This is a genomic window from Streptomyces asiaticus (genome assembly GCF_018138715.1).
GTDB lineage: Bacteria > Actinomycetota > Actinomycetes > Streptomycetales > Streptomycetaceae > Streptomyces > Streptomyces asiaticus.
Window position 1 is genome coordinate 1,180,177 of record NZ_JAGSHX010000001.1, and the last position, 26,941, is coordinate 1,207,117.

At 68.6% G+C, this 26,941-nt stretch carries 15 protein-coding genes and 3 pseudogenes; 13 read left to right on the forward strand and 5 right to left on the reverse strand.

Features of this window, described 5'->3' with window-relative positions; translation table 11 throughout:
- The first annotated feature begins 12 nt into the window (after positions 1–12).
- Both KHP12_RS05085 and KHP12_RS05090 read left to right on the forward strand, forming a co-directional pair.
- Complete coding sequence (locus KHP12_RS05085; protein WP_107471695.1) at positions 13–633, forward strand: IS3 family transposase; 621 nt, start codon at positions 13–15, stop codon at positions 631–633.
- An 18-nt stretch (positions 634–651) separates the two neighbouring features.
- Positions 652–900, forward strand: a complete 249-nt coding sequence (locus KHP12_RS05090; RefSeq protein ID WP_167442418.1) for an integrase core domain-containing protein — start codon at positions 652–654, stop codon at positions 898–900.
- Between the two features lie 209 nt (positions 901–1,109).
- Here the strand turns inward: KHP12_RS05090 and KHP12_RS05095 are convergent.
- Positions 1,110–1,949: pseudogene (locus tag KHP12_RS05095) on the reverse strand (alpha-amylase family glycosyl hydrolase); the annotation flags it as partial.
- Between the two features lie 5 nt (positions 1,950–1,954).
- Here KHP12_RS05095 and KHP12_RS05100 point away from each other — a divergent pair.
- Complete coding sequence (locus tag KHP12_RS05100; protein ID WP_208652910.1) at positions 1,955–2,311, forward strand: hypothetical protein; 357 nt, start codon at positions 1,955–1,957, stop codon at positions 2,309–2,311.
- Between the two features lie 39 nt (positions 2,312–2,350).
- Here KHP12_RS05100 and KHP12_RS05105 read toward each other — a convergent pair whose 3' ends face one another.
- Entirely contained in the window at positions 2,351–3,397 is a 1,047-nt protein-coding gene (locus KHP12_RS05105) for an ROK family protein (protein WP_211831295.1), read from the reverse strand.
- A 222-nt stretch (positions 3,398–3,619) separates the two neighbouring features.
- On the opposite strand from KHP12_RS05105, the pseudogene KHP12_RS05110 reads away from it, so the two are divergent.
- From KHP12_RS05110 to KHP12_RS05140, 7 genes and pseudogenes are all read left to right on the forward strand, one after another.
- A pseudogene (locus tag KHP12_RS05110) lies at positions 3,620–4,342 on the forward strand (alpha-amylase family glycosyl hydrolase); the annotation flags it as partial.
- Between the two features lie 273 nt (positions 4,343–4,615).
- Entirely contained in the window at positions 4,616–5,965 is a 1,350-nt protein-coding gene (locus tag KHP12_RS05115) for a ricin-type beta-trefoil lectin domain protein (RefSeq protein WP_211831535.1), read from the forward strand.
- Between the two features lie 291 nt (positions 5,966–6,256).
- On the forward strand, positions 6,257–8,311 hold the full coding sequence (locus KHP12_RS05120) for a ricin-type beta-trefoil lectin domain protein (RefSeq protein WP_167442475.1): 2,055 nt from the start codon (positions 6,257–6,259) through the stop codon (positions 8,309–8,311).
- A gap of 107 nt (positions 8,312–8,418) precedes the next feature.
- Complete coding sequence (locus KHP12_RS05125) at positions 8,419–10,755, forward strand: glycosyl hydrolase family 95 catalytic domain-containing protein (protein ID WP_211831536.1); 2,337 nt, start codon at positions 8,419–8,421, stop codon at positions 10,753–10,755.
- 164 nt (positions 10,756–10,919) lie between these two features.
- A complete protein-coding gene (locus KHP12_RS05130) occupies positions 10,920–12,758 on the forward strand; it encodes an alpha-L-fucosidase (protein ID WP_086881604.1) in 1,839 nt (612 codons plus the stop codon).
- A 128-nt stretch (positions 12,759–12,886) separates the two neighbouring features.
- The gene (locus KHP12_RS53235) at positions 12,887–13,627 is read left to right on the forward strand and encodes a glycoside hydrolase N-terminal domain-containing protein (protein WP_372455160.1); all 741 of its coding nucleotides are present in this window, start codon (positions 12,887–12,889) and stop codon (positions 13,625–13,627) included.
- A 195-nt stretch (positions 13,628–13,822) separates the two neighbouring features.
- A complete protein-coding gene (locus tag KHP12_RS05140; RefSeq protein WP_308036069.1) occupies positions 13,823–15,613 on the forward strand; it encodes an alpha-L-fucosidase in 1,791 nt (596 codons plus the stop codon).
- A gap of 392 nt (positions 15,614–16,005) precedes the next feature.
- Here KHP12_RS05140 and KHP12_RS05145 read toward each other — a convergent pair.
- A pseudogene (locus KHP12_RS05145) lies at positions 16,006–16,533 on the reverse strand (TetR/AcrR family transcriptional regulator); the annotation flags it as partial.
- A 105-nt stretch (positions 16,534–16,638) separates the two neighbouring features.
- Here KHP12_RS05145 and KHP12_RS05150 point away from each other — a divergent pair.
- Positions 16,639–17,262: a class I SAM-dependent methyltransferase gene (locus tag KHP12_RS05150; protein WP_281429928.1), complete on the forward strand. Its 624-nt coding sequence runs from the start codon at positions 16,639–16,641 to the stop codon at positions 17,260–17,262.
- The gene (locus KHP12_RS05155) at positions 17,259–17,453 is read left to right on the forward strand and encodes a hypothetical protein (RefSeq protein ID WP_143677982.1); all 195 of its coding nucleotides are present in this window, start codon (positions 17,259–17,261) and stop codon (positions 17,451–17,453) included. Before KHP12_RS05150 ends, KHP12_RS05155 begins: the two co-directional genes overlap by 4 nt.
- A gap of 544 nt (positions 17,454–17,997) precedes the next feature.
- On the opposite strand, the gene KHP12_RS05160 is transcribed toward KHP12_RS05155, so the two are convergent.
- Positions 17,998–20,838 carry a LuxR C-terminal-related transcriptional regulator gene (locus KHP12_RS05160; RefSeq protein ID WP_211831538.1) on the reverse strand — a complete coding sequence of 947 codons (2,841 nt, stop codon included), beginning with the start codon at positions 20,836–20,838 and terminating at the stop codon, positions 17,998–18,000.
- Positions 20,839–22,525: 1,687 nt separating this feature from the next.
- On the opposite strand from KHP12_RS05160, the gene KHP12_RS05165 reads away from it, so the two are divergent.
- Entirely contained in the window at positions 22,526–22,663 is a 138-nt protein-coding gene (locus KHP12_RS05165; RefSeq protein WP_167442473.1) for a hypothetical protein, read from the forward strand.
- A gap of 134 nt (positions 22,664–22,797) precedes the next feature.
- On the opposite strand, the gene KHP12_RS05170 is transcribed toward KHP12_RS05165, so the two are convergent.
- Positions 22,798–26,151 carry an nSTAND1 domain-containing NTPase gene (locus KHP12_RS05170; RefSeq protein WP_211831540.1) on the reverse strand — a complete coding sequence of 1,118 codons (3,354 nt, stop codon included), beginning with the start codon at positions 26,149–26,151 and terminating at the stop codon, positions 22,798–22,800.
- Between the last annotated feature and the right edge of the window lie 790 nt (positions 26,152–26,941).

Genomic DNA, 26,941 nt, shown 5'->3' on the forward strand with positions numbered 1-26,941 from the left:
GGAGAGCGACCGGTGAAGGAGTTGTACCGGTTGATCCATGCGGAGAAGGCGAACTACTCGATCGTCCTGCTGTGCCGGGTGCTGCACGTGGCCCGCTCCTCCTACTACGCCTGGCGCGAGGGCGAGGCCGCCCGCCGGGCCCGCCAGGCGGCCGACAACGCACTCGCGCACGAGATCACCGTGCTGCACATCGCCTCCCGCAAGACCTACGGCGTCCCGCGCATCCCCGCTGAGCTGCGGCGTCTGGGGCGGCGGGTGAACCGCAAGCGCATCGCCCGCGTCATGCGCGAGCGCGATATCCGCAGCGTCACCCGACGCAAGCACCGCTCGCTGACCCGGCAGGATGCGAGGGCGAAGCCGGCCCCGGACCTGATCGGCCGCGACTTCCACGCCGAGCGCCCTGGCACCAAGCTGGTCGGCGACATCACCTACTTGCCCACCGCCGAGGGCTGGCTCTACCTCGCCTGCCGGCTCGACCTGGCCACCCGCGAGGTCGTCGGCTACGCGATGGCCGACCACCACCGCGCCGAACTCGTCGTTGACGCTCTCGACATGGCCCACGGCCGGACCCGGCCGGAGCCCGATTGCGTGGTCCACAGCGATCGCGGAAGCGAGTACACCTCGGCTCAATAGCGGGGTTGAATAAGGGAATTGGGGCTACGGCAGAGCTGCGGACGCACCGGATCGTGTTTCGACAACGCCGCGGCGGAGAGCTTCTGGGCCCTGCTCAAGGAGGAGATCGGAACCCGAACCTGGCCCGACCGGGCCACTGCCCGCGCCGAGGTCTTCAACTTCATCGAGACCTTCTACAACCGCCGCCGCCTGCGCAAGCACAAGATCTTCGGCTACCTCACCCCGGCCGAGACCAGGCAGCGGCATCAACACGCCCTCGCGGCATAACGAACGAGTGTCCAAGATCAGGGGAAACTTCACGCGAGCCTCGACCGACGAGCCACTTCCAGCGAATCTGCCAAAGACTCACGACCTGGAGATCACCAACAGCATCCAGAAGTTGAGCCAGAACCCAAACTCATCAACATCACCCGCCCGTGGATCGGGGCGCCTCCCAAACCCATCGATAAGTGACGTCACTGCTGCTCGATAAAGCCACCGAGTTCCTCGCCTTGGTAGAGGTAGGCGCTGCCTGGCAGGGCCAGCATCAGCAGTGCCGCCGCGCGGGCCCTGGCCGCGCCGCGCTCAGGATCCGCTTCCTCGCCGGGCAGCGCTCGGCGGCTGTATCGGGTGGGAGTGCGTTGCTGGTCGTGGTTGTTCAGACCCCAGGTGACCGGTGCACCGGTGGACGCGATGTCTCGCAGGGCGGCGTCTATCCGGGCACGGAACGCCGCGGCGTCCCAGGGTGTGTGCAGCAGGGGGAAGTAGAAGGCCTGGTGGAGTTCGTCGTGGCGCAGATATTCGGCCTGGTCCGCGGGCGTGGGAACGGCCACCTCTCCCACGAGGGTGCGCTCCCGGCCGTCCCGCGCGCTGTAGGTGTCGCAGATCGCCCGCCAGCGGCGCCAAACGCCGTGTACCTCGGGCTGGTTCCAGGCCTGCGGGTTGATGGCGTCGCGGGCATCCTCGTCGGCGGTGGGGTCCGGCGAGTCGGGCAGGTCCGGGTGCTTGTAGAGGCCGACTGCGACGTCGATGCGGAAGCCGTCCACTCCCCGGTCCAGCCAGAAGCGCAGCACGTCGTCGAAGTAATCCGCGACCCCCGGGTGACGCCAGTTGAAGTCGGGTTGATGCGGGGTGAACAGGTGCAGGTACCACTGTCCGGGGTGGCCGTCGGCTTCCCGGATCCGCGTCCGGGCGGGTCCGCCGAACATGGCGCGCCAGTTGTTGGGCGGCAGCTCCCCGCGCTCGCCGCGCCCGCCGGCAAAGTGGAACCGGGCTCGGGCGGCGCTCGTGGGCCCGGCATCCAAGGCCTCGCGGAACCACAGGTGCTCGTGGGAGCAGGTTCATGGGCGATCTCGCCTCCCTACGGGCCAAGCACCTGTTGAAGCCCGTCGGCACCAAGGGCCAGATCGCGATCATCTCCAACGACGGCATCCCGTCCCGGGAAGACCTGCATGTCCGGCCCGACCGACCACGGCTCCGAGATCGAGGCGCACGGGGTGCCGCTGCGGGCCGCGGTGCCGGCCTTCCCGTTCGGCCCCCGGCCGTGGCGAGCGTACTCGTCGGCGCTCGCTCCGCGGCGCGGACACGGGATGCCGCCGCGCTGTACACACACCCGATCCCGGCCGCGCTGTGGGACGAACTGCGCGCCGAGGGCCTGCTCCCGACGCGGGTGCCCGGGGAGTTCGGTAACGGCGTGTGAGCGAGGACGGCTGTGGACGTTCCACCGTGTGGCGTCGCCTCACGTGGTGCCGAGGAAGAGTTGGCGCTCCAGTTCGTCCAGGGCCAGGCGGATCGCGCCCATGGCGACGTTCTGGTCGCCGAAGTGGGAGGCTTCGACGGGGATCGGGAACAGACACAGTTCGTGGAGTCGGCGGCGCAGCGGCTCGAGGAGGGTATCTCCCGCCTGCGACAGGCCGCCGCCGATGACGACTTTGTCCGGGTCGACGACGAGGGCGGCTGCGGCGATGCCGGTGGCCAGGTCGTTGATGAGCTCCGGTGTGTCGATGGGTTTGTTGGCGGCCAGTGCGTCGCGGACTTCGTACCATCGGGCGGCTCTGAGGATGCCGATCTCGCCTGCCGCCCCGTGTCTGCCCTGGCGTACTTGCCCGTCGATCAGGAGCCCGACCGAGATCTGATGTCCGGCCAGGATGTAGACGACGTCCTGGGCGTCGGTGGCGGTTCCGCGCCAGTGTTCGGCGAGCGCGCCGAGGTTGGCGTCGTTGCCGGCGAGGACTGGCCCTGAACCGAGGCCGGACAGTGCCTCCTTGAGATTGACACTTTCCCACCCGGCCAGGGCCGGGGACCGGAGCACCGTGCCGGTGTGCGGGTCGACCGGGCCGGTGGTTCCGGCGCCTGCGGCCAATACGTCGGCGAGGCGGATCCCGGACGTTCTCGCGGCGCGTTTGAGTGCGGTGCGTGCGGCAGTGATGCGGTCGGCTTTGTCGAGGTCTGCCGACACCTCGATGCGGTGGCTGCCGCGGATGGTGCCGGAGAGGTCGGCGCAGAGTGCCAGGATTTTGTGGATGCCGATGTCGACACCGAGTACGTATCCGCGTTCGGAGCGGAACCGGTAGCGCTTGGCGGGGCGGCCCACCGGCCGGGGTGCGTCGGGGTCGGGGACGATCTCGGCGACCAGTTCGCGCTCGGTCAGCTCGTTCACGGCGTCCTCGGCCATGGGGCGGGAAACACCTGCCCGTCCGGCGATCTCGGTCAGGGTGAGGCCGCCGGTGGAGCTGTCGTCGAGCGGGCGCGAGGCGTCCGCGTGGAGCACGCGCAGGGCTGCCACTGTCGTGGCACGGGTCCATGGCGCCCCGTACCAGTGGTGGGGGGCACCCGAATTCATAGAAACATCTCCGACCTCTTGACGCTGCGTCCGCCTGGTGCCAGCATCCTAGCCTGCGGCGAGATATTAAATCCATCTGCATTACTAATTCAGAAGCGATCGCACCGGAACACCCCGTCTCTGCCGGTGCCGGTTGGCTCTCCCTGCGAAAGGCCGTACCGCCTGATGTCCCAGTCCCGTACCGCGCTGTCCTGGCTGTCCGATGCCGTCCTCTATCAGATCTATCCGCAGTCGTTCGCCGACTCCGACGGCGACGGCATCGGCGACCTGGCCGGCATCGTCGAACGCTTGGACTACCTGGCGTGGCTGGGCGTCGACACTGTCTGGCTGAACCCGTGCTTCGCTTCCGAGTTCGGTGACGGCGGCTACGACGTGGTGGACTACCTGAGCATCGCCCCGCGGTACGGCACGAACGAGGACGCGGCGAAACTGATCGACGCCGCAAGCAGCCGTGGCATCCGGGTCATGTTCGACCTGGTGCCGGGGCACACCTCGCACCGGCATCCCTGGTTCCAGGAGTCGGCCAACACCCCCGGTGACCACCGGTACATCTGGTCCGACCGCATCGCCTCCCCCATGCGCGAATGGATTCCCAACCAGGGCGCGCGCGGCGGCTTCTACCGGGCCAACTTCTTCCCGATCCAGCCCGCGCTGAACTTCGGTTACGCCAGGTCCGACGAGACCGAGCCATGGCGGCAGCCCGTGGACGCCGATGGGCCCATGGCCAACCGGGCGGCTCTGCGGGACGTCATGGCCTTCTGGTTCGACCGAGGCGTCAGCGGATTCCGTGTGGACATGGCCTTCTCCCTGGTCAAGGACGACCCCGGCCAGGTGGAGACGGGCAATCTATGGAGGCAGATGCGCGAGTGGATCGATCGCAGCTATCCGCACTGCGCGTACGCCCCCCTGAGTAAGCAGCTCATTGCCTTCGGCAAGTGTCTGGATGCCTTTGGCGGTCGACTGCCAATGGCACCAGAGCGATCATCCAGACCTGTCATGGTCGCGGCAATCAGCTTGGCAAGTGGGTGCCTAGCCAGCCCGCCGTAGGGAATCGACCGGTCGGGACCGTCACCTTAGGCCGATCACTGCACGCGCCCAAGCGCTGAGCCGTCCACCGCACTGGGCGGTCGCGTATGCACACCACGCGAAGGAGTGGAGCACGTGCACAACTCGGAGAGACTCATACGCAAGTTGGTCGGGATGGCCCTGCCCGCCGTCGTGGCCACGGCCGCTGTCGTCGTCGCGATACCGACTTCGGCAGTAGCTTCCGGTGGTTCTGCCGCCGACTGGATGTATGACGGCAGGTTCGGTGTCATGCAGCATTACCTGGCCGAAGGCTGTCCTGCCGGCTGCAGTCTCAGCGACTATCCCGACAACATGCCGACGGTCGAGGAGTGGAACGACCGTGTGAACCACTACGACGTCGACGGCGTCGCTCAGCAGCTCAAGTCGGGGGGCGCAGGCTGGCTGCAGATCGCAGTCGGCCAGAACACCGGCTACTTCAGCGCGCCGAACGCCACCTACGACCATGTGGTGCCGCCCATGGCGGATCGTCCGTCTCGGCTGTCGAAGCGGGACCTGATCAAGGAGCTGGGTCCCGCCTTGCACAAGGAGGACATCAAGCTGATCGTCTACATGACCGACGATGCCATTCAGCGCGATGACTACGCCCGTAAGAAGCTCGGCGGGGACAGCCAGTGGTGGGGCGCGCCGAACGCGACGTATCAGGAGAACTGGCTGAAGGTCGTAAAGACCTGGTCGCAGCAGTGGGGCACGGACGTCGATGGCTACTGGGTCGACGGCTCCTACTACGACCACCTTGAGCCGTTCTACGACCAGATGGCCGCGAACCTGCGCAGCGGCAACCCCAACGCCCTCCTGGCCTTCAACGCGGGCTTCCAGACGCCCCTCAAGTCGGTGACCACTCAGTCCGACTTCTCCGCGGGCGAAACCGGAGTCAGTGGCTGGACCCGCCCCACCGACGGCCGTTGGGTCGACAACCGTGGCACGCAGACGCAGCTTCAGTATCTCGGTGTCGCGCAGGGCGACTGGGGCTTCCCGGCAGACCAGCCGATGTCCTACAGCGCCGAGCAGCTCGCCGCCCACACGCTGTCGGTCAACCGTGTGGGAGGAGCGGCGACCTGGGACGTCGGCTACAACCGCGCCAACGGACACATCTCCGACCCGGCCATGGAACAGCTGAAGAAGGTCGGCCAGGCGGTGGGCAAGCTCCCCACTCCACTCGTCGGGGCCGGCAGCAACAAGTGTGTCGACGTCCCCGGGGCCAGCACCGCAGATGGCACTGACCTGCAGCTGTACGACTGCAACGGCACGAGGGCCCAGAAGTGGACGTTCAACCCGGAGACCCGCGAGGTCCGAGCGCTCGGCAAGTGCATGGACGTCCAGCAGGCCGACGCCAGCGACTTCGGCGGCGGGACCGGCGACGGCGCGCGGTTGATCATCCATGCCTGTCACGGCGGCAGCAACCAGAAGTGGCGGCTGAGCGCCTGACCCGAACCGGCGGATAAACGAACAGGCATGTGGGGTCCGCGAAACCCGCTGTTCAACAGCAAGTGGGGGTGTTCCTACCTCGACTACATCGCTCAATAGCCCAGCCGATCTGCCGCATGAGTCGGCACAAGGACGGCGTCAACCCCTGATCCCAGAGGAGAAACGATGCAACTGCGCAGAAGGCTGCGTGCTCTGGTGAGCGCGCTCTCTGCAGCCGTAGTGATCGTGAGCTTGTTCGTAGCCGTCGGGCCAACTCGGGCTGCGGCCGCCGGTGGTCACGCCACGGACTGGATGAACCAGCGCAAGTGGGGCGTCTCCGTGCACTACCTCGCGGAGGGCTGCCCGCCGGGTTGTCAGGTCGGCTCCTACGTCACTGGGAAGTGGCCGACGGTCGCCGAGTGGAACGACCGGGTCGACAACTACGACGTCGAGGGCGTCGTCAACCAAGTCAAATCCGTCGGCGCCGGATGGTTCCAGATCCCGGTCGGCCAGATCTCCGGCTACTGGGCCGCGCCGAACCCGGTGTACGAAAAGTACGTCCCGGCCACTGACGCTCACCCCAGCCGCATCTCGCAGCGTGACCTGATCAAGGACCTCGCCACCGCCGCGCACGCCAAGGGACTGAAGTTCATGGCGTATATCCCCCTCGACCCGCCAAGGAACGACGCCTACGCCGCCGGGAAGCTCGGCGCCGACCCCAACAACCACGACGACGGCGGCGTGCACAACGCTGACTTCCAGAAGAAGTGGCTCGAGGTCGCCAAGTATTGGGCCCAGGAGTGGGGCCCGCTCATCGACGGCTGGTGGGTGGACGGCGGCTTCGCGAACCTCGACTCCTACGCCTCGGACTTCATCGACGCGCTGCACACTGGTAACCCCGACAGCCTGATCGGGCTCAGCGCGGCCGGCTGGCAATACGAGACGAACAAGAACGCCGCCGCGAAGTCCGATGTCGTCTCCGGCGAGGACAAGCTCTCGTTGGACGGCCGCTGGCGCGACTACAACGGAACTCAGGTGCTCAACCACGGCCTGAACCGCATCCAGGGCCACTGGGGCAACCCCCCGAACGCCGCGATGTCCATGAGCACCGAGGCACTGGTGAACCATGCCGTCGGCGCGGCGAGCCAGGGTGGCGCGATGACCTGGGACGTCGGCTACGACTGGGCCAGCGGCCGCATCTCCGACTCGTCGATGGCGCAACTCGCCGCCGTCGGCGAAGCTACCGGCACCCTCCCCGGCAACGGCGGAAGAACCGACAGCGGTTCCTCCTCGATCAACTACAACGGCGCGTGGGGTACCGCCAGCGGCAGCCAGTACTTCGGCGGATCGGCCCGTACCTCGACGGCGACCGGAAACTCCGCGTCGTTCACCTTCGACGGCACCTCCGTCAAATGGGTCGGCGCACGCGAGGCGGGCGCGGGCACGGCAGAGGTTCGCATCGATGGCGGCCCCCCGACGACCGTCGACCTAGCCTCCTCGCCTCCGACCGGGAATGACGTCGTCTTCGCCCGCTACGGGCTGAGCCGCGGCAAACACACCATCACCATCACCCCGACAACGGCGGGCGTCGTGTCCGTGGACGCCTTCGAAGTCGACACCACGACCATGCCTGACGTCGACGACTCCGACTCCGCAATCACCTACAACGGGTTCTCCAGCTCCAACCCCGGCAGCTGCTTCAACAACACCTGCCACAACTCCAACACGGAAGGCTCCACCGCCACGTACAAGTTCACCGGCACCGGAATCACCTGGAACAGCGTCACAGGGCCCGACCAGGGCACGGCTACCGTATCCATCGACGGCGGTCCGGCCACGTCCGTCAACCTCGCCGACGAGGCCCGCAGCGTCGACGTTCCGGCCTACCTCAGCCCCGCGCTGCCCTACGGCACCCACACCATCAAGATCACAACCGAGAGCAGCCGTTGGGTCACCATCGACCGGTTCGTCATCGACCCCCACCCCAACGCCATCACCGGGGTCGCCAGTGAGCGTTGCGCAGACGCGCCGCAGGCCAGTGCCGAAGACGGCAACGACCTGCAGCTGCACACCTGTAACAAGACCGCCGCCCAGAAGTTCACCTTCGATTCCGCCACCGGTGAGGTCCGAGCGCTCGGCAAGTGCATGGACGTCCAGCAGGCCGATACCAGCGACGGCACCCCGGTGCAGCTCTACCAATGCAACGGCACCAAGGCCCAGAAGTGGACGTACGACCCCGTCGGTAAGCAGCTCAAGGCATTCGACAAGTGTTTGGACGTCGACAGCGGTGGCACCGGCGACGGCACGCGGTTGATCATCCATGCCTGTCACGGTGGCAGCAGCCAGCAGTGGCGACTGGGCGCATGACCCGAACCGTCAGACGAATGAAGAGGCCCAGGGCGCGCCACACCTGGCTCGCCCCGGGACCCGACGCATGCCCTCCGTCACCGGCTCAAGGAATGGACACCCTCGTCATGAAGCGCAGGACCCTGCTCACCGCGATCACTGTCGCGCCACTCGCAAGCGCCATGGGAACGGCCTCCGCCCACGCCGACGACACCGGAGCGATCGTCAGCCGCACCGAAGCAGCGGACGGTGGAGCCGACGACTGGGACACGCTCAGCAACCTGCTGGCCGGCTACGCCGGCCACTGGACCTCGCCGCCCGCGACGACCGACCCCGATCACTTGGCGAGGAAGATGACCGATGGGGCTCTGCTGGGCAACGGGGAGCTCGGCGTGGTCGTCGGCGGGGACCGCAACACCCTCAGGCTGTACCTGGGCAAGAACGACTTCTGGACCAGCCCGGGAGCCCAGGGCGCGCACCCGATCACGTTGGGCGGGCTCACGCTGCGCAGGGTCTCAGGTGCGGACGTCGGCACGGCCTACGCCATGACCCAGGACATCCTCAACGCCGAAGTCCGCACCGAGCTGACCATCAACAGCGCGCCCATCACGGCTCGTACCTATGTCGCGGACTCGGCGGACATCGTGGTCACCGAGGTCAGCACGACCGGTTCCACCGAGGTCAGGCTCGCCTTGGACGCCTGGACGAAGTCCGGTGACTCGAGGTACCCGGCGAAGTCCGGCACCGAGGGCTCCACGCTCTGGGCGGAGCGGAGCACCGAGAGCGGCTCGTCCGGTCAGTGGGTATCGCGCATGGGGCTCGCCACCAAGATCATCGGAGCCTCGGCCGGCACAGGCACGGACTCCACTGGCACCTCCGTCGCCGTGTTCACCCTCAAGCCCGGCGAGACCGTCACCATCGTCTCGGCCGTCGAAGGCGGCCTCGGTGTCACCGACCACGTCAGCCGCGCCGTGGCCACCGTGAACGCACTGACTGCCTCATCGGTGGCCGACCTGGGCACCAAGCACCGGGCCTGGTGGAAGGAGTTCTGGCTCAAGTCCTACGTCCGTGTTTACGACCCGACGCTGGAGCAGTACTACTACGGCTCCCAGTACCTGCTCGGCAGCGCCGCGCGTCGGGGATCGACCGGGCCTGGCCTGTGGGGGCCGTGGGTCACCCGGGACGACCCGGAGTGGAACGGCGACTACCACCTCAACTACAACGTCCAGGCCCCGTACTACGGAACCTTCTCCAGCAACCGCGCCGACGTGGCGGATCCGCTGAACCAGGCGGTCCTCGACTACCGCTCCGAGGGCTCGGCCAACATCGGACGCCTCCAGACGGCCGCCGTCGGCTCCGGGGTGAGCCAGGAATTCAAGGACGCCGTCCCCGCGTCGACCCGCGGCTACCTCTACCCGGTCGCGATCGGTCCCCAGGGGGCCTGCAGCGAGTGGTACTTCTGGAATCAGCCGACCAACGCGACGTACGCCTCCGTCACCCTGGTGTCCACGTACGAGTACGCGCCGGACGCCACGTTCCTCAAGGACGCCCTGTATCCGTATCTGCGGCAGCTGGCAGAGTTCTGGGAGGACTACCTCGGTCCGAGGGAGGCCGATGGCAAGTACCACTCCATGGGTGCCGCCTTCGAGGGCGACTGGGCCAAGGACGACGCACTGGGGCTCGCCGCGATCCGGTATGTCCTCACCCATGCTGTCAAGTTCAGTGAGCAGCTCGGAGTCGACGACTCGGACCGGGTGAAGTGGAAGGACATCCTGGCCGGCCTGCCGGACTTCCCGACCGTGGTCTACAACGGCAAGACGGTCTACAACCGGGACTACACCAACACCGACTTCTCGGCGATGGTCGGAAGGACCATCTGCAACCTGGAGTTCATCCATCCCTTCGACCAACTGGACCTGGACTCTTCGGCTGCCCGGCGCCAGGCGGCGATCGACACGCTCGACGCGATGAACTCCTGGGCGCAGGGGAACAACCTCGCCAAGAGCTACGGGGTGGCGGCACGCGTCGGCTATCCGGCCGCGTCGCTCCAAGCGCGCCTGAAGTCGCTCATCGCCTCGAAGATGCGGGCCAACCTCAGCGTGGAACAGGAAGGCGGCGGCCTTGAGTCGGTGGCCGCGACCGACGCGATCAACGCGATGCTGCTGCAGTCGACCAACGGCACCATACGTCTGTTCCCCAACTACCCCGCAGGCCAGAAGGCGCACTTCAGCCGCCTCCGCGCCCAGGGCGGCTTCCTGGTCACCGCTGACTACGACGGCACCAATGTGTCCGACGTCTCGCTGACCGCGGACAACGTGGGCGGGCCCGTGACCGTACTGAATCCATGGCCCGGCCGGACCATGAAGGTCACCGATGCGGCCGGAGCAGCGGTCGGCACGAGCCAGAACAACGACCGCTACACCTTCACCACGACGGCCGGTGGGACCTACATGCTCTCGTCTTGAGTCAGTCCCGCTATACATCGGATCAATGCTGAGACACCTCCTCCGCCTCGCGTCATGCCGCCCTATCTGGGGAGGCAATTGATGCGTGATTCGTAGTGTGAGGCCGATGTACCTCCGATGTATCTGCTTCTACGTTCCAGCCATCCGATGAATGAGGAGCCGCGATGCACACCCTCCACGTCCGCACCGCACGAAGAGCTACCGCGCTGCCCCTGCTGGTTGCCGCCGCGCTCGCCGCCGGAGCCTTGACCGCCGCGCAGCCCACCGCCGCGCAAGCTGCCGTCGCGTCGGCCCCACGCGCGGCCGGCCCTGGCACGGATTTCGCTGTCGATGATCCGTTCACGGCGGATCGAACGAGTTGGTTCCGGCAGGGCCGTTTCGGCATGTTCATCCACTTCGGCGCCTACTCCAACCTTGAAGGCGAGTACACCCGTCCCGACGGCACCGTCTGCCGCGACGCCGAATGGATCGTGCGGAACTGCGGCATACCGATGGAGGAGTACGAGAAGCAGGCCGCGACGTTCAACCCCGCCGACTTCGATGCCAAGGCCGTCGTCGCCGCGGCCAAGGACGCGGGGATGCGGTACATCGTCATCACGGCCAAGCACCACGACGGCTACGCGATGTGGCCGACAAAGACCAACTCGTGGAACCTGCGCGACCACTCGGCCTTCGACAAGAACCGAGACATCATCGCCGAGCTGAAGAAGGCCGCCGACGACTCGGGGATCAAGCTCGGCCTCTACTACTCGATCAAAGACTGGCACGACCCGGACTACCCGGACCGGGCCACCTTCCCTGCGTACGAGAAGCGCATGTACGCCCAGCTCAAGGAGCTGGTGAGCACCTACGATCCGGCGCTGCTGTGGTTCGACGGGGAAGCGGAAGAGCCTTGGAGGGCAGGGGACGGTGAGCGCTTGGAGGCGTATCTGCAAGGCCTGAAGCCTGATCTGGTCGTGAACAACCGGGTCGGGAAGCTTCGGGTGACCGACGGCGATTTCAGCACCCCAGAGCGGGAGATTCCGGAAGCACCGGTCGCAGGTCAGCTGTGGGAGTCCTGCGGGACCCTCAACGACCACTGGGGATACGCCCGGTACGACGACAACTGGAAGTCGAGCAGCGACCTGGTGCGCAACCTGCTGGCCACGTCGTCACGGAGTGGCAACTACCTGCTCAACGTCGGCCCCGACGCCCGCGGGCGTATTCCCGGCCCCTCCCTCCAGCGCCTGGGTGAGATGGGTGACTGGCTGCGCACCGCGGGCCAGGGCGAAGCCGTCTACGGTGCCGGCTACGGTGGGCTGGTCGAGCAGCCGCAGTGGGGCACGGTCAGCCGCAAGGGCGACAAGCTGTACGCGGCCGTCACCCAGTGGCCCCAGTCGGGCGGCACACTGCACCTGACCACCCGGACCGGCTTCGCCGTGAAGCAGGTCCGCGTGCTGGGCTCCGGCCAGGCGGTGTCTGTCACCAAGTCCGGTGATGGCTACGACATCCAGCCTTCCGGCGCGGCCACCAATGAGATGGCCACCGTCATCGAGCTGACCGTCGACCCCGGAGCCACGGCGTCGCCAAGCAGCGGCACCGGCTTGAAGCAGGAGGTCTTCGACAACCCGGATCTGTCGGGCGAGCCGAAGCTCACGCGTACGGACCCGACGGTCAACCACTCGTGGAAGTTCACCGGGTCTCCGCATGCGGACGTTCCGGCAGACGGTTTCAGCGTCCGCTGGAGTGGCACCCTCGAACCGCGGCGCACTGAGACCTACACCCTCAGCACCGTCTCGGACGACAACGTACGGGTCTGGATCGACGGCAAGTTGGTCATCGACAACTGGCAGCCGCACAACGTGCAGGTTGACCAGGCCCAGGTGGACCTGACCTCGGGCCGCCACCACGCCATCAAGATCGAGTATGTCGAGCAGACCGGCGAAGCCCACATGAAGCTGCTCTGGTCCGGCCCCGGCCAGGACCAGCAGGTCGTGCCGCAGCAGCAGCTCAACCCGAACTGACGCGGAAGGACCTCACCGGGGGAGCGCAAGCCGAGTCGTCCCGCCCCTCGGCGGGGCGACTCGGGTCCTGCGAGCAGAGGAGACATACGTGCGATGAGCAGAAGACGTAGAAGACGCGGAACGCTGGGGTGGGGGCTTGTCAACTCCCCTCGCGGTCATGGGGGCGCTGGGCATCCCCCCCAGCCTCGAGCGCGGCCCCAGCTCGGCCTGACAGCAAAACCGCGGTCGCGGCCGCCGACCCCAACACACCGTGGTACGCCAAACCGGCCGCCGACTGGGAGCAGGAAGCGCTGCCGATCGGCAATGGAGCCATGGGCGCCATGGTCTCCGGGGGAGTGGGCGAGGAGAAGCTGCAGTTCAACGAGAAGACGCTGTGGACAGGAGGACCGGGGTCCGCGGGATACAACTTCGGCAACTGGAACTCGCCGCGGCCGACGGCGATCCAGGAGGGCGTCGACACCATCAACACCCAGGGGAAGGCCGATCCGAGCTGGCCGGCTGGCAGCCAAACGGGCGGACAAGCCGCTGTGGCGGTTCCTCACCGACGCCGAGCCCGAGTGGCTGGCCGACCAGGTCGACTACCGCTGCATCGCGGACGCGTTGATCCTCGCCGAAGCCCTCGCCCTCCTCAAACGGGGCCGCGACGGGGCCGCGCAGCGGGCGGCACGGCTGCGCGGCACGGGCTGCCCCCGGCACTCGGGCATCGGCTGGCACACGCCCGCATCCGCGCACGACGGCAGCGCGGGTCCCCGCCGAAACTGCCGCGGAAGGCGTGGATCAACCTGCCGACGCCCGGCTCGTCGGCTGACGCCCCGTCATCACAGGTGCTCCTCCGTTCGGCTTTTTCGGTGCACGACCAGGCCGAGTAGGTCTGTGTCGACGGCGCCGTCGGCCCGGTCGAAACGATCAGGCAACCCGCACTCACGTCGAGAGGACGATCCCATGTCAGCAGCAGAGCCGCGCCGTACAAGATCAGACGAGCGCGGATCCACGCGGGTCGGCCATCGCCGACTGCTCGCGGGTATGGCCGCCGTGCGCCCGTCATCGTCGCGACCGGTTCCCGGGTGTGGGCGTTGAGCGGCGGTCAGGCTGAGAAGCCCCCCGCAGACGGGTCGGACCCGGAGGCCGTCGGTACTATCCTCGCCTCGCTTCGGTTCGGCATGTTCGTGCACTTCAACCCGTCCTCCGTGGTCGGCCGGGAGATCGGCTGGGGCCGCAACGCCTACCGGCCCGGTGAGCCCCCGGGGAATCAGTACCCGGACCCGTCGGTGGTGTCCGATCCGGTGTACGACGTCGCCTACCGCGATTTCCTGCCCGAGCGGGACTGGGCGAGCAGGCTTGCCGCCACGGCCAAGGACGCCGGCATGACCTACCTGGTCTTCACGACCAAGCACCACGACGGATACCCCAACTTCCGCACGAGCAACGTCACCCACTCCTTCTACGCCGACTACGCCGACACGTCGATGGGACGATCGGGCCGGGACCTCACCCGCGAGATCTCCAAGGCTGCGAGAGACGCCGGGCTCAAGGTCGGCTTCTACTACTCGCCCCGCGACTGGACCCAGCCCGACTACGTCAAGGGCGACTACGGCACCTATTACGGCTACATGATGGAGCACCTCCAGCAGCTGCTCACCGAGTACGGGAAGATCGACTTCCTCTGGTACGACCACATCCCCTACGCGCCCATGGCGCACTTCCGCCCGCCAGAGCTCCTCACGGTCCCAAGGGAGCTGCAACCGGGCGTCCTGATCAACGACCGCGGCTACAACACCATGGGCTTCGAACCACTGCCGGACGACCTGGCCGGGGACTATTTCACACCCGAGCAGCAGGTCGGTGCGTTCGATCCGACTCGGCCGTGGGAATCCTGCATCACGATCACGCCGCCGGATTGGTCCTGGCAGCCCGACCACGACACGTCAGACGTCACGACCGTGGTCAAGACCATCGTCGCGACGGCTGTCGGAGACGGCACCCTGCTCCTCAATGTGCCGCCGACGCGGACCGGTTACCCGGAGGACGAGGTCACCCAGACCCTGGGCGAGGTCGGCCGGTGGATGGCCACGTACAAGCGCGCGATCATCGGGACCCGCGGCGGACCGTACCACCCCAGTAACATCGGCGGGGCGACCTACCGTGACAGGACGATCTACCTGCACATCACGGGAGACACGCACCCGTTCCCGCTGCGGCTGCCGGCCCTGAAGGCCACGGTGAAGAGTGTCGCCACGCTCGCCGACGAACGGGCCGTGCCGTTCATCAAGGACGACAAGGGAGACCTGCTCCTGGACCTGAGCAAGCTCACGAGGACCGGGCCGGACCTGGTCCTCACGCTCGCCGCCGACCGGAAGCTGACCGTTGAGGACGTCACGTCCGGGGCCATCTCGTGGGACATCGTCAGGCCCGGTAGGAACCTCGCCGCGGGCAAGCCGGTGAAGCAGCACTCGACCGCCTTCGGCGGGGTGCCCGAGCGCGCGGTCGACGGCAACACCGACGGTGCCTGGTCGTCCGGGACCATCACGCACACCAATGACGCGACGGAAGCGTGGTGGCAGGTCGACCTGGGTTCCTCGACCGATATCGGACAGGTCTGGCTGTGGAACCGGACCGACCCGTGCTGCAGCGAGCGCCTGAACAACTTCTGGGTGATGGCATCCGACACTGGGTTCACCTCAGGGGACCTGACCGAGTCCAGCACCGCCCCGGGGGCGACCGCGGTCCGCATCGACGGGCCCGCCGGGGACATGCGCGTCGTGAGCCTCAACGGCCGCGGTCGCTACGTGCGTGTCCAACTGGAAGCGAACAACACGCCTCTGTCGCTGGCCGAAGTGGAGGTGTTCGCTCGCTGACGCGGCGGAGCACAAAGCACGGGCGCCCTCCCGTAGATCACCGCGGGCCGAAGTGGCGCGCACCGCGCTGGGTCACAGCCCACGGCGGTGGTGGCGGGCGATGCGGAGGTCGCGATCGAGTTGTGCACGGTGAAGGCGACGGTGCCCGGAAGGCAGCGATCCTCGGACCAACATCGGCCCAGCTCACTCCCTTGCACAGCACGTAGACGATCCCGCGGAGGGCGGCCCGGTCGTCCACTGGCAGACGGCCCACGCTGTTGCCGGCCCCTGGGCGCGTCATCGAGACCGAGGTACGGATCAAGGCTCGAAGAGTGCTGGGGGCCATGTCCACCGACGCCCTCGATCCCATCGGTCACGGACAACGACCGCTTGCCCGTTACCGAGATACGTTCCTAGCCTTCGGGCGGAGTGAGCAGCCCGGTAGCCATGGCGGCGAGTTCGCGTTCGAGGCGTTCGCGGGCGTCACTGGGCAGCGCGGCGAGCCGGAGCGGCCTGGCGGAGATCAGGGAGATCAGCAGCCAGGCGGCGGCATCGGCATCGACGCTCGCGCGGAGTTCTCCGGCTGCCTGGCCCTGCTGAAACAGGTCGGCCAGCTCCTGGGCGATACGACGCACCGCCACCCGGCCCGCCTCGGCGACGGCCGGTTCGGCGGTGGCTGCGACCGAGTCGGCGAACAGCACGCCGAGCGAACCCTGAGCGTGCAACTGGTCAAGGTGAGCGGGCGAGGTGAGCCCGGTGAGCAGGACGGAGACCGAGATGCCCGAGGCGGCGGCACCGGCCAGTTGGGCGCACATCCGCTCGGCCGCCTGCTCCACCACGGTGGCGAACAGCGCGGCCTTGGACTTGAAGTTCTGGAAGACCACCGGCTCGGTGACCCCGACGCGCGCGGCCACCTCCGAGACCTTGCCGCGCTGGTAGCCGCGCTCGGCGAGTTAGGAGCGAAGACGGCGCTCGGACGCTTTCTGCGCGGAGATCCCCAACACGACACCGACGGGACGGCCATCGGCCACGGCCGCAGCTACGAACTGTTCAGCGCCGTCGCCTTCGGCGGCCGCCGCGACCAGGTCTTCACCCGGCTCGCAGCGCTCAGCGGTGCCCGCCCCGGGCGACCGGGTGCTCGACCTTGCGGCACCGGCTGTCTCACTCAGCGCATGACCGCCGCCGTCACACCGGGCGGGACCCCCCTGGGCATCGACCCGTCCGACCAGGTCATCGAGCACGCCCGCCGACTCGCCGCCGACCGGCCCGGCTGCACCTTCGAACGCGGCATCGCCGAGCAGCTGGAGGCGCCGGACGCGTCGTTCGACGTGGTGGTCAGCAGCCTGATGGTCCACCATCTGCCCGCCCGCCCGCCCGCCCGCCCGCCCGCCCGCCCGCCCCCCGCCCGGCCGCAGGCGCTGGCCGAGATGTACCGGGTCTGCCGACGCGGCGGGCGGCTGATGGTCGCCGACTTCCGGCCTCCGAAGAGCCGGATCGGCCGCCACCTCGTCGGGGCCGCCACCGGCCCGGCCATGGAGAACAACCCGATCGACCGGCTGGAGACCCTCGTCCGGGATGCCGGATTCACGGATATGGCGGTCGGCGACCTGCGACCGTGGATCCGCTACGTTACCGCCCGCAGGCCCGCCGCGCCGGGGCGCGCCTCGTGAGCCGCCCGCCCGCCGGCATCCGCGCCCTGCGGATCGCCGCCCTGCCCGTCATCGCGGACGGGCTCGGCATCCACCTGTGGCTCGGCACCGAGGTCGGCCTTGCCGTCGCCGCGGCCGGCCTGGCCGCCCACCTCGCCGTCGCCCTCCTCGGCCGCCGCTGGCTGCAGCGCCGCGACCACCCATTGCCCTGATCGTCCAGGGAGCCAGCCCGGCCCGGTCCTGCCATCGCGCCGGGTCGGGCAGGAGGACGGAACGCGGTGGGCGCAACGGACACAGCAACCACACGGGCCGCGTCACGGCCACCGCCAACGCCGCCGACCGCCGCGAGCACGCCTCCCTGGTACACCACCAATACCGACCTGCCCCCAGGGCCGCAGCCGGTCTTCGCCGCCAGGTCCGCGCCCGCGGCGCGCGCCGTGGACAGCGGGATCGAGGAGCGAGCGAAGGGCCGCTGTCCGAGGCCGGTGGCGAGGGCTGCTCCTGAAGGTGCGGGATCCCGGTAGCCTTTTCAACCGCATGTTGGGCCAGCTCTATCACTGTCTCCAAAAGCGCCAGCTGTTCGACGGAAACACGGCCTTCCTCTCCGAACTCGCGGTTGCCGCTTGACAGTTAAGCGCCTGAGGTGTCTGTGCGGGCACGGCACTAGCTGCCGTAAGCGATCTGCCTGCTGCCCTCCTGGTCGTCGGGGCCGTCTGGTTCCGTGTAGACAGTCTGGTCCCTGGGCCTGTCGTGTACTCAGTTCTCCGGCTGGTCGTTGTGTCTCAACGAGGCCAGGGCTTGCCGGGAGGGGATCCCCAGCTTTTTGATGGCGCGGGCCACATGCTGTTCGACTGTCCGTGGGGACAGGTGCAGGGTGCACGCTATTTCGCGGTTGCTCATACCGGCGCCGGCGAGTTCTGCCGCCTCTTGTTCGCGTGGCGAGAGCCGGTCACCGTAGCCGGGACGGCCTGGTGGGCGTCGTCTGGCGCTGGGATGGGCTCGTAGCTGCGCCCGTACTCGGGCCACGTCCCACGTCGCGCCGATGGTTTCCAGTTCGTCCGCGGCAGTGGTCAGTTCGGAGATGCCGGCTGCGGTCTCCGTGCTGCCTGCCAGGGTGCACCGTCCGATGGCCTCGGCGGCGAGGGCCGCCTCGTAGGGCCGCGGGAGCGTTTGGAGGTGAGTGCGGGCTTGTCGGTAGTGCTCGGCTGCTGCGCAGTGTTCGCCGTCCGCCTCGGCCAGTAGCGCTCGGCACCACATCAGTGCCGCTGCCGCTGCGGGTGCCTGTCGGCTCTCGATGCCTGCCGCGAACTCGTTGACCATCTCCCGTGCCGTCGTCAGCTGCCCGGTCTGCATGGTTGCTTCCACAGCCCAGGGGGCCAGTTCGGCCGCCCATACCCACACGGCCTTGGCCCGCAGTCTGGCCCAGCTCTCGGTTGCCTCCCGGGCCGCGCCTGTCAGGTCCTGGCGGGCCATCGCGAGCCTGATGCGGCCGCCCGAGGCCGCCGCTACTCGCGGTACGGTGCCGTCGTCTCCCGAGACGCTGGCACCGGAGAGCCAGGTGCCCGCCTGGCACCACTCGCCCTTGGCCAGGGCGAGCAGGCCGAGGACCAGTCTGGCGTCGCCCGCAGGGTGCGGCATCTCATCCGCCTGTGCCAGCAGTGTGCGGGCGCTGTCGGGCAGACCCGCCCAGTGGCCGGTCATCATGCTCAGCAGCAGTGACGTGCCTGGAGTCATCTGTTGGACGCAGCCTTGCCCGTTGCGGGCGGCCAGCTTCGGTGCCGAGGCCAGCAGCTCGCTGGCTCGCGCATACTCGCCCAGCCAGGTGGCCGCGATGGCGGCGCCGGCCAGACCACGAGCCGATTGCCGTAGAATCCGCAGGTCATCGTGGTCCCGGGGGAGCTGCTCCAGGTGCCGCCACCCATCTGGATCACCCACGCTGAGCAGCACGGCCGCCCGGCTGGCCGCGACCGCGGCCTCAGCCGCCGCCTCCCCGCTTTTCGCCGCTGTCGCCTCGGCCCGTGCCAGCCAGGCGAGATGGTCCGTCAGCGAACCACGAGGCCAGTAGGGCAGGGCAAGAGCGGACATCGCCCGCACCGCCCGCGTCGGGCGGCCACTCAACTCCTCGATGGCTTTGACGAGTTCGTCACGGCCGTGGCTGCTGTGCCCATCCTGGTCGCCCAGGAGCAACAGCAAACCGAGACCGAGGCGGATCTCGCCCCGCGCGGCGGCGGGCAGCGCAGGGTCATCGACCAGTCGGCGCAGGATCTCCACCGTCTGGTCGGAGCGGGGGCCGTGGGATGCGCTGCGAGCCAGCATCAGCGCCAGCCGACCCCTGGTCGACTCATGGACTACAGGGCGTGCCAGGGTGTCTTCGAGCAAGGAGATCGCCAGCTGGTGGTTCCCGGCCTCGATGGCCTCGTGCGCGGCCTTCTCCATGTTCCCCAGCCAGTCTGCGATCCGCCCGGACGCCAGTTGCTGGCGTGCCACGAGCGCCCACGGCACCGGGCGCCGGGCCGCCAGCGCCTCGGCCGCGCGTTCGTGCATCTCCCGCCGTACCGGGCCGGGTATCAGTTGATGGATAGCCGCGGCTGCCGCCGGTACACGAAACCCGTACTGACCGAGCGCGAATTCGTGCAGCACCGACGCGGACAGCGCAGCTGTCAGCGCCGTACGGCCACTTGCCTCCGACAGGGCCGCCACGAAGACCAGTTCTTTCTCGGTCGCGGCCTGGTCGAGTACTGCCGCCGCCTCCACTACACGCCGCGGCTGCTCATCCAGTGCCGCCATGCGGCCGACCACCAGCTCGGTGAGCCGTACCGGGACCGCGGCCTCGTCCACGTCCCTGGCCGTCAACCGGCTCCGGCTGCCTGACTGGGCTGTGCCGCCCGGCAGCGGGCGGACCATCGTCAGTTCCGCGGCCAGATCAGCCACCACCTGCGCGATTCCGCCGGAGCGCTCATGAAGCCGGGTGACGAAATGCTCGGAGCAGCGGTCCTCGCCCAGCGCCTGAACCGCCATCTGGCGGACCTCGGTCTTGCTGAGCGGTCCGAGCCGTAACCGGATAATGGTCAAACCGGCCGGGTAACCCACCGGGGCACGCAACACCAGCCCGGGGCAGGACAGTTCTTCGGGGCGACAGGTCAGCACAGCGAAAAGTCCGGCCGGAGGCTGGGCCAGCACAGCGCGCAGTGCGCGTGCATCCTGCTCGTCCGCCCGGTGAACGTCCTCGGCAATCAGCAGTACCGGAACACCGGTGCCGAGCGAGGCCACCAGCTCCGCGAGCGAGGCAGCCTCGAGCCGGGCCGCCCGCGGCGGCACCGGGCCTTGGGACTGTGGGCTTGCCGGACGGGCCCCGGCCACTTTCACCACCGACGCGGTCCCTGCCGGTTTGGCGGGCTCCTGGGCGACGAAGGCGCCCGAAGGGGTGAACGTCACCGTCAGGCGAGGCGTCCGGCCGAGCTTGTGGTCCCCGAGCAGCCAGTGCACGAAACGGCTCTTGCCCGTCCCCGCCTCTCCCTCGACGAGCACCAGCACCGGGGCCTGCCCCACCGCCAGCGGCTCACGCAACACCGTATTCCACTCGTGCTCACGCCCCATGGTCATCTACCCCGACCGGCGCCGGGGCCCGGCGAGTGTACGAACGCTCTGCGGGTGCATCGGCCCGGGTCCGGCCCAGCGGTGTTGCCAGGAGTGGCGCACAGCCCAGGGTCTGGGGGCGGCCTTGGCATGGAGGTAGTGCCCTCCGGTCCACCGTCCCAGCAGCCGTACGACCAGTTGTGCCGCGAGTAGCTCGTCGAGCCGGGGTCACATCATCGCGCAGGCGCACGCAGGCTGAGCAGGAGCGGAGGTGGTTCGCGATTTCTCCGGCCGGGGGCGTTTCCGGCCGGAGTGTGAGCTGAGTGAAGGCTTCCCTGCAGCCGGGGCGCCCCAGCCGCTGGATATACAGGTCTGTGCGGGGCTGCTTCAGCGGGCACATGGGCAGCTCGCATGCAGCCCGAACCCTCTCGGGAGCCGGCCCCGCGATACCGGCCGTCAACTGGGGCCGCAGACAACCCGGGTGAGGGGACCCGACGAAGAGTCCCCCGGACAGCAATCGTTGCAGCAACTGTTCACACACACACGAAGTCACCCGGTGCGCCTGCACTCGGCCGGTCACACATGGGGCGAGGTATACGTGCACGGCGGCGTAGCGACAGCAGCAGAGATCCGCCTCCCAGAGAGGCCGCTGTTGCTGCCGCGAGTCTAACGGTAAGTGCATCGAGAAGCCTTCCCTTCAAGTCCGGAGGCACCTATGGGGGCTGCCGTCAAGGTGGCGCCACCCACGTTGCCCGCCCGGGTTCTGAACCCGGGCAGGCAAGGGATGGCGGTGATACTCAGCTGAAGGTGAATGCGGCGCGGCAATCACCGGAACTGACTGCGGTGTCCCACGCAGCACGTCCCATGCGGGAGGAGTGGCCGGCGGGTCGCACGACCCGCACGGCCCCGACGGGATCAACACCTCACAGGAACGGCCGTCGTGGCGACCGCCGGAGCGTCCCCCCGGCAGTGAGGCGCCGCGCGACGGTTTGTCAGGGAATGCCATCCTTCGTCCGGCGGCCAATGTCCGCCAGGGCAACGAGCGTATCGGCCAGGGCGATCAGCAGCGACGGGTGCGGAAACGCATGCATGACGATTCTCTCGGTGACTGGTGCGGCCGCGATGGCAGGATGTGGCATTTTCGCCGCCCATGGCGGTGCGGCGGTCGAACCCGGCCGACCCCGCGCAGGCCAGGCCGTGGTGCATGTTGATTGACCCACCGATTGCGTTACGGCGTGTAGCGCTTGTGTCACTGTGGCGGTGTTACCCCTGGTCGTAGCCTTACAGTGGCTTTCCGGTCCGGACCGGTCCGGACAACGATGCGCCAGGGGGTGGTCATGGGAGAGGCGGAGCCGGCACCGCGGCAGATATTCGCCGACAGGTTGGATGAACTGCTTCAGCTGACGACGGATCCGCCGCTGAAAAATGCCGTGGCCCAGGCAGGCAGGCGTCGGCCCGCCGGTCGGAGGTGGCCGGTCTGCGGGCGCAGGGTCAGCGACGGGAAGCGGGGCCTCCCGGAGGGAAACTGTCCACCAGTCCGGAAATCCACCGACCACCTCCGTGGAGATCCCCAAGACCGTTGACAGGGCCGACATCTGCCCGGGTCGGAAGTGGCGTTCCTGGTTCTGATCCGGGTGCTGATCGAGCACTGCCGCGGCCGGCGGACGCCCGCTGACGGGGCCGGCGCGGGCCTGCTGGGTGAGGAGCAGTGGCGGCTGTGGTCGCGGGCCGGCCGCAGCTCACCTCCCGACCCACCGCGCTTGCGCCCCTGACCGGTGCGCAGACCTGGGCCGGACTCGGAATCTTCGCCGACAACCTCCACCGGATGACCGTCGCCTGCCGGTGACGTACGCGCCACCGGCAGGCCGGCATGCCCTCACCCCTCAGCACGCCGCGTCACCGGGCCAAACCCTATTTCCAGGAGCAAGTAGCTACGCGGCATTGCCTTGACGGCCGGGTAGTGGGCACACGCTCCAGGGCTCAGGAGGGGCATGCCCGGCGCGACCGGTCGGCGAGGTACTGGGACCGTTCTTTGGCGGAGAGATCTCGGCCAACGGCCTGACAGATCTTCTTGATCGCGTCTTCTCGGCCGGGCGACTTCGCATCCCACAGGCGTACCGTGCCGTCTTCGCTGGCAGTGGCCAGGGTCTTGCCGTCGGGACTGAAGGCCACCGCCGCCACGTAGAGCTTGTGGCCGGTGAGGGTTGTGCGGGTGCGGCCGGTTGCGGGGTCCCACAGGCGTACCGTGCCGCCTTCGTCCCCGGTGGCCAGGGCGCGTTTGGTGGGGCTGAATTCCATCGACGTGACGCTCTCGTTGACGGTGAGGGTTTCGCGGGTGCGGCCGGCTGCGAGATCCCACAGCCGCACCGTGTGATCCGCGCTGCTGGTGGCCAGGGTGCGTCCGTCGGGGCTGAACGCCACCGACCACGCGCTGTCCTTGTGGCTGGTGAGGATCCTTCGGGTGCGGCCGGTTGCGGGGTCCCACAGCCGTACCGTGTCGTCGCCGCCGGCGGTGGCCAGGGTCTTGCCGTCGGGACTGAACGCCACCGAGTACACGTCGCCCTTGTGGCCGGTGAGGATCCTTTGGGCGCGGCCGGTTGCGGGGTCCCACAGCCGCACGGTGCCGTCGTCGTCGCCAGTGGCCAGGGTGCGTCCGTCGGGGCTGAACGCCACCGCCACCACGTCGCCCTTGTGGCCGGTGAGGATGCTTCGGGTGCGGCCGGTTGCGGGGTCCCACAGCCGTACCGTGTCGCCGTCGGCGGCGGTGGCCAGGGTGCGTCCGTCGGGGCTGAACGCCACCGCCCCCACGTCGTCCTTCTGGTCGGTGAGGATCCTTCGGGTGCGGCCGGTCGCGGGGTCCCACAGCCGTACCGTACCGTCAATGCCGCCGGTGGCCAGGGTGCGTCCGTCGGGGCTGAACGCCACCGAGTACACGATGCCCTTGTGGCCGGTGAGGATCCTTCGGGTGCGGCCGGTGGTGTCCCACAGGCGTACCGTCCGGTCGTCGCCGCCGGTGGCCAGGGTGCGTCCGTCGGGGCTGAACGCCACCGCCTCCACGTCGCCCTTGTGGCCGGTGAGGATCCTTCGGATGCGGCCGGTCGCGGAATCCCACAACCGTACGATGTCGTCTGTGCCAGCGGTGGCCAGGGTGCGTCCGTCGGGGTTGAACGCCACCGAGGTCACGGCGCCGTTGTGGCTGGTGAGGGTTCTTTGGGTGCGGCCGGTTGCGGAATCCCACAACCGTACCGTGCCGTTTTCGTCGGCGGTGGCCAGGGTGCGTCCGTCGGGGTTGAACGCCACCGCTCTCACGGCGCCGTTGTGGCCGGTGAGGATCCTTCGGGTGCGGCCGGTTGCGGGGTCCCACAGCCGCACGGTGCGATCCGCGCTGCTGGTAGCGAGGGTGTGCCCGTCGGGGTTGAACGCCACCGCTCTCACGGCGCCGTTGTGGCTGGTGAGGGCCCTTCGGGTGCGGCCGGTTGCGGGGTCCCACAGCCGCACGGTGCGATCCGCGCTGCTGGTAGCGAGGGTGTGCCCGTCGGGGTTGAACGCCACCGCTCTCACGGCGCCGTTGTGGCTGGTGAGGGCCCTTCGGGTGCGGCCGGTTGCGGGGTCCCACAGCCGCACGGTGCCGTCGTCGCTGCCGGTGGCCAGGGTGTGCCCGTCGGGGCTGAACGCCACCGCTCCCACGTCGCCCTTGTGGCCGGTGAGGCGGCGTTGGAGGGGGAGTTGTGCGGTGTTCTCGCCGATCACGATCAGGCGTTGAGCGGCGAAGGCCTCCACCACATCCCGCACGGCGTGGTCCTCGGAGGCGGGGTCGTCGTGCCGGTAGGGCATGGGGCGGCGGACGGCCTGCCCGTCAGGGGTGACCTTGGTGAGACGGTGGAATACCTTGCGGGCGGCGGCCTGCTGGGCCTCGGTCAGTTCGGTGTACACGGCTTCGGCGCTGGTCTGGATAGCGTGGGCGACACCACCGGACAGCTCGTAGCCGCGGCTGGTCAGCCAGTCGCCCTCGCGGTGCCTCCAGGTGACGCGCATCGCTTCCGACAACAGCGGCAGCGCTCCCACCTCGTACCCGCCGCCGGATGAGGAGGCGGGCAGGTCGGCGAGAATGGCGTCGACCAGAGACGGCGGGACCTTGAGGCCCGCGCGTTCGGCGGGTCCGGTGATGGTCGCCCGCAGCTGCGCCGCGGTCATCGGCCCGACCAGGAACAGCCCGTCGGTTGCCGCTTGGGCGAGCTGGGGGTAGGCCGCGCAGGCCGGCAGGAAATCGGAGCGGATCACTGCGATGACCAACGCGGCCGGCTCCCCGTCCGGACCACACGGCACCGTGGCCGCCGCATGCAGGGCCGCGATCACGTCCGCACGCTCCCGCTCCACCGAACCGGCCACACCAAAACCAGAGCCGGGGTTGGGGTGAGGGGTGTCGGGGAGAGTGAACAGCTGCTCGAACGGGTCGACCACCAGCACCAGCCGGTTACCGGTACTGCCCACAGCCTGCTGCCCCTTGGCAGCGTAGGCGTCCACCACATCCCGCACCAATGTGTACGCCCGCTCCGGAGCGCTCTCCAGCGCCGCACGGATCGCGCCGGGATCGCGCCTGCCGACCTTGGCCAGCACCCGCGCCAGCTCATCGCGAGGCTGCGAGGTGGGATGCATCACCGCAACCGGCCACCTCGCCGACTCCGCACTGAGCGCCCCGTTAGCCAGCGCAGGCAGCAGCCCCGCACGCACCAGGGACGACTTGCCCGCCCCCGACGCCCCGCTCACCAGCATGACCCCGGGCCGGTCCAGCCGGTCGGCCAGGGTGTGCACCAGTTGCGCGGTCAACTTCTCCCGCCCGTAGAAGACCTCCGCCTGCTCCTGCCCGAACGGCGCCAACCCCCGATACGGGCACTGCGACGCCCACCTCCCGTCAGTCACGCCCCGCCCGGCCTGCTCGGCCCACTCGTCCTGCTCGGCCGACTGCCCGGCGCGGGGCTCAACGTCGGGATCGGGCGGGGAGGCGCGGGCGGCCCGCAGCCAGTGACGCCACTGCTCCTCATCCAGCAGACCCGCACTGACCTCATCAGCAGGCATCCGCCGACCGCGGCAGTGCTCGATCAGCACCCGGACCAGAACGAGGAACGCCATCTCCGAGTCGGGCAGATGCCGCCCGCGCTTCCAGTCGCTGACTCTGCGCCCCGAGATCGGTCGGCCCCGGCCGAAAGGCCGACGCCGGTTGGCCTCTGCCACCGCACTCTTCAGCGGAAGGTCCGCCGTCAGCTCCAGCAGCTCAGCCAACCGATCGGCGAACACCCGCCGCGGTAACGGCTCCCTGTGCCCCTCATTCCCCATCAGCACCACTCCTGGTAGTTATAACTCTCCCGGACCAGTCCAGGCAGCCACCATAGGGCCGTCACCGGCAGCAACACCCCGCTGTGACTGTTTGATGCTGCTATGTATGGCCGGCTCAATGAGCGGCCACCCGCTGCATGGCAGCCCAACTCGCCATCAGTGATAGGGCCCCGCCGATCTGCGATTCCCCGGTCAGCCAGAACAAGCGTCGGCTTCCGGCGCCTGGAATCGAAGTATGCAAGAGATGCCCGGCCTTGGCGGCCGTCCGTCGCCAAGACCGGTCCGAACACCGGCCGTCCGGTGCGGTCGGGCCTCCGCCGTTACCGGCGGATAGGGGATGACGTGACCGCACCGGATGGGGGTAACTCTCCCGGCGTTGACCAGGAAGGTGAACCCACGCGCCGCGCCCCAGAATGTGGCGGCATCGTGCCAGCTCCTCCTTCCGGCACCATGTTGCCTTGGGACGACGGCGCGTCCGGTGGTACTACGAACTTAGGTTCTCTGCAGGGGAGTCAGCTATCGGCGGCGGCGGATCACGGATACGCAATTAACTGCGCGGAACTACGGGTAGATCACGCTCCGGGAGGACGTCGGGGTGCCTCATCAGGGCGCGGACTGTCGTTGGGCGGGGGCTTCGTGTGCGGCGCTCGTGTCACCTTCCCCCTCCCCTGGAAACGCCGCGTGTTCACTCCCCGCTCGGCGTTGTGGCCCGCGTGCACCAGGGCGTGCAGAGAGGGCGCCCAACCTCGCGAGGGGCGCGTCATGCGTACTCAACATCATTACGTATCCG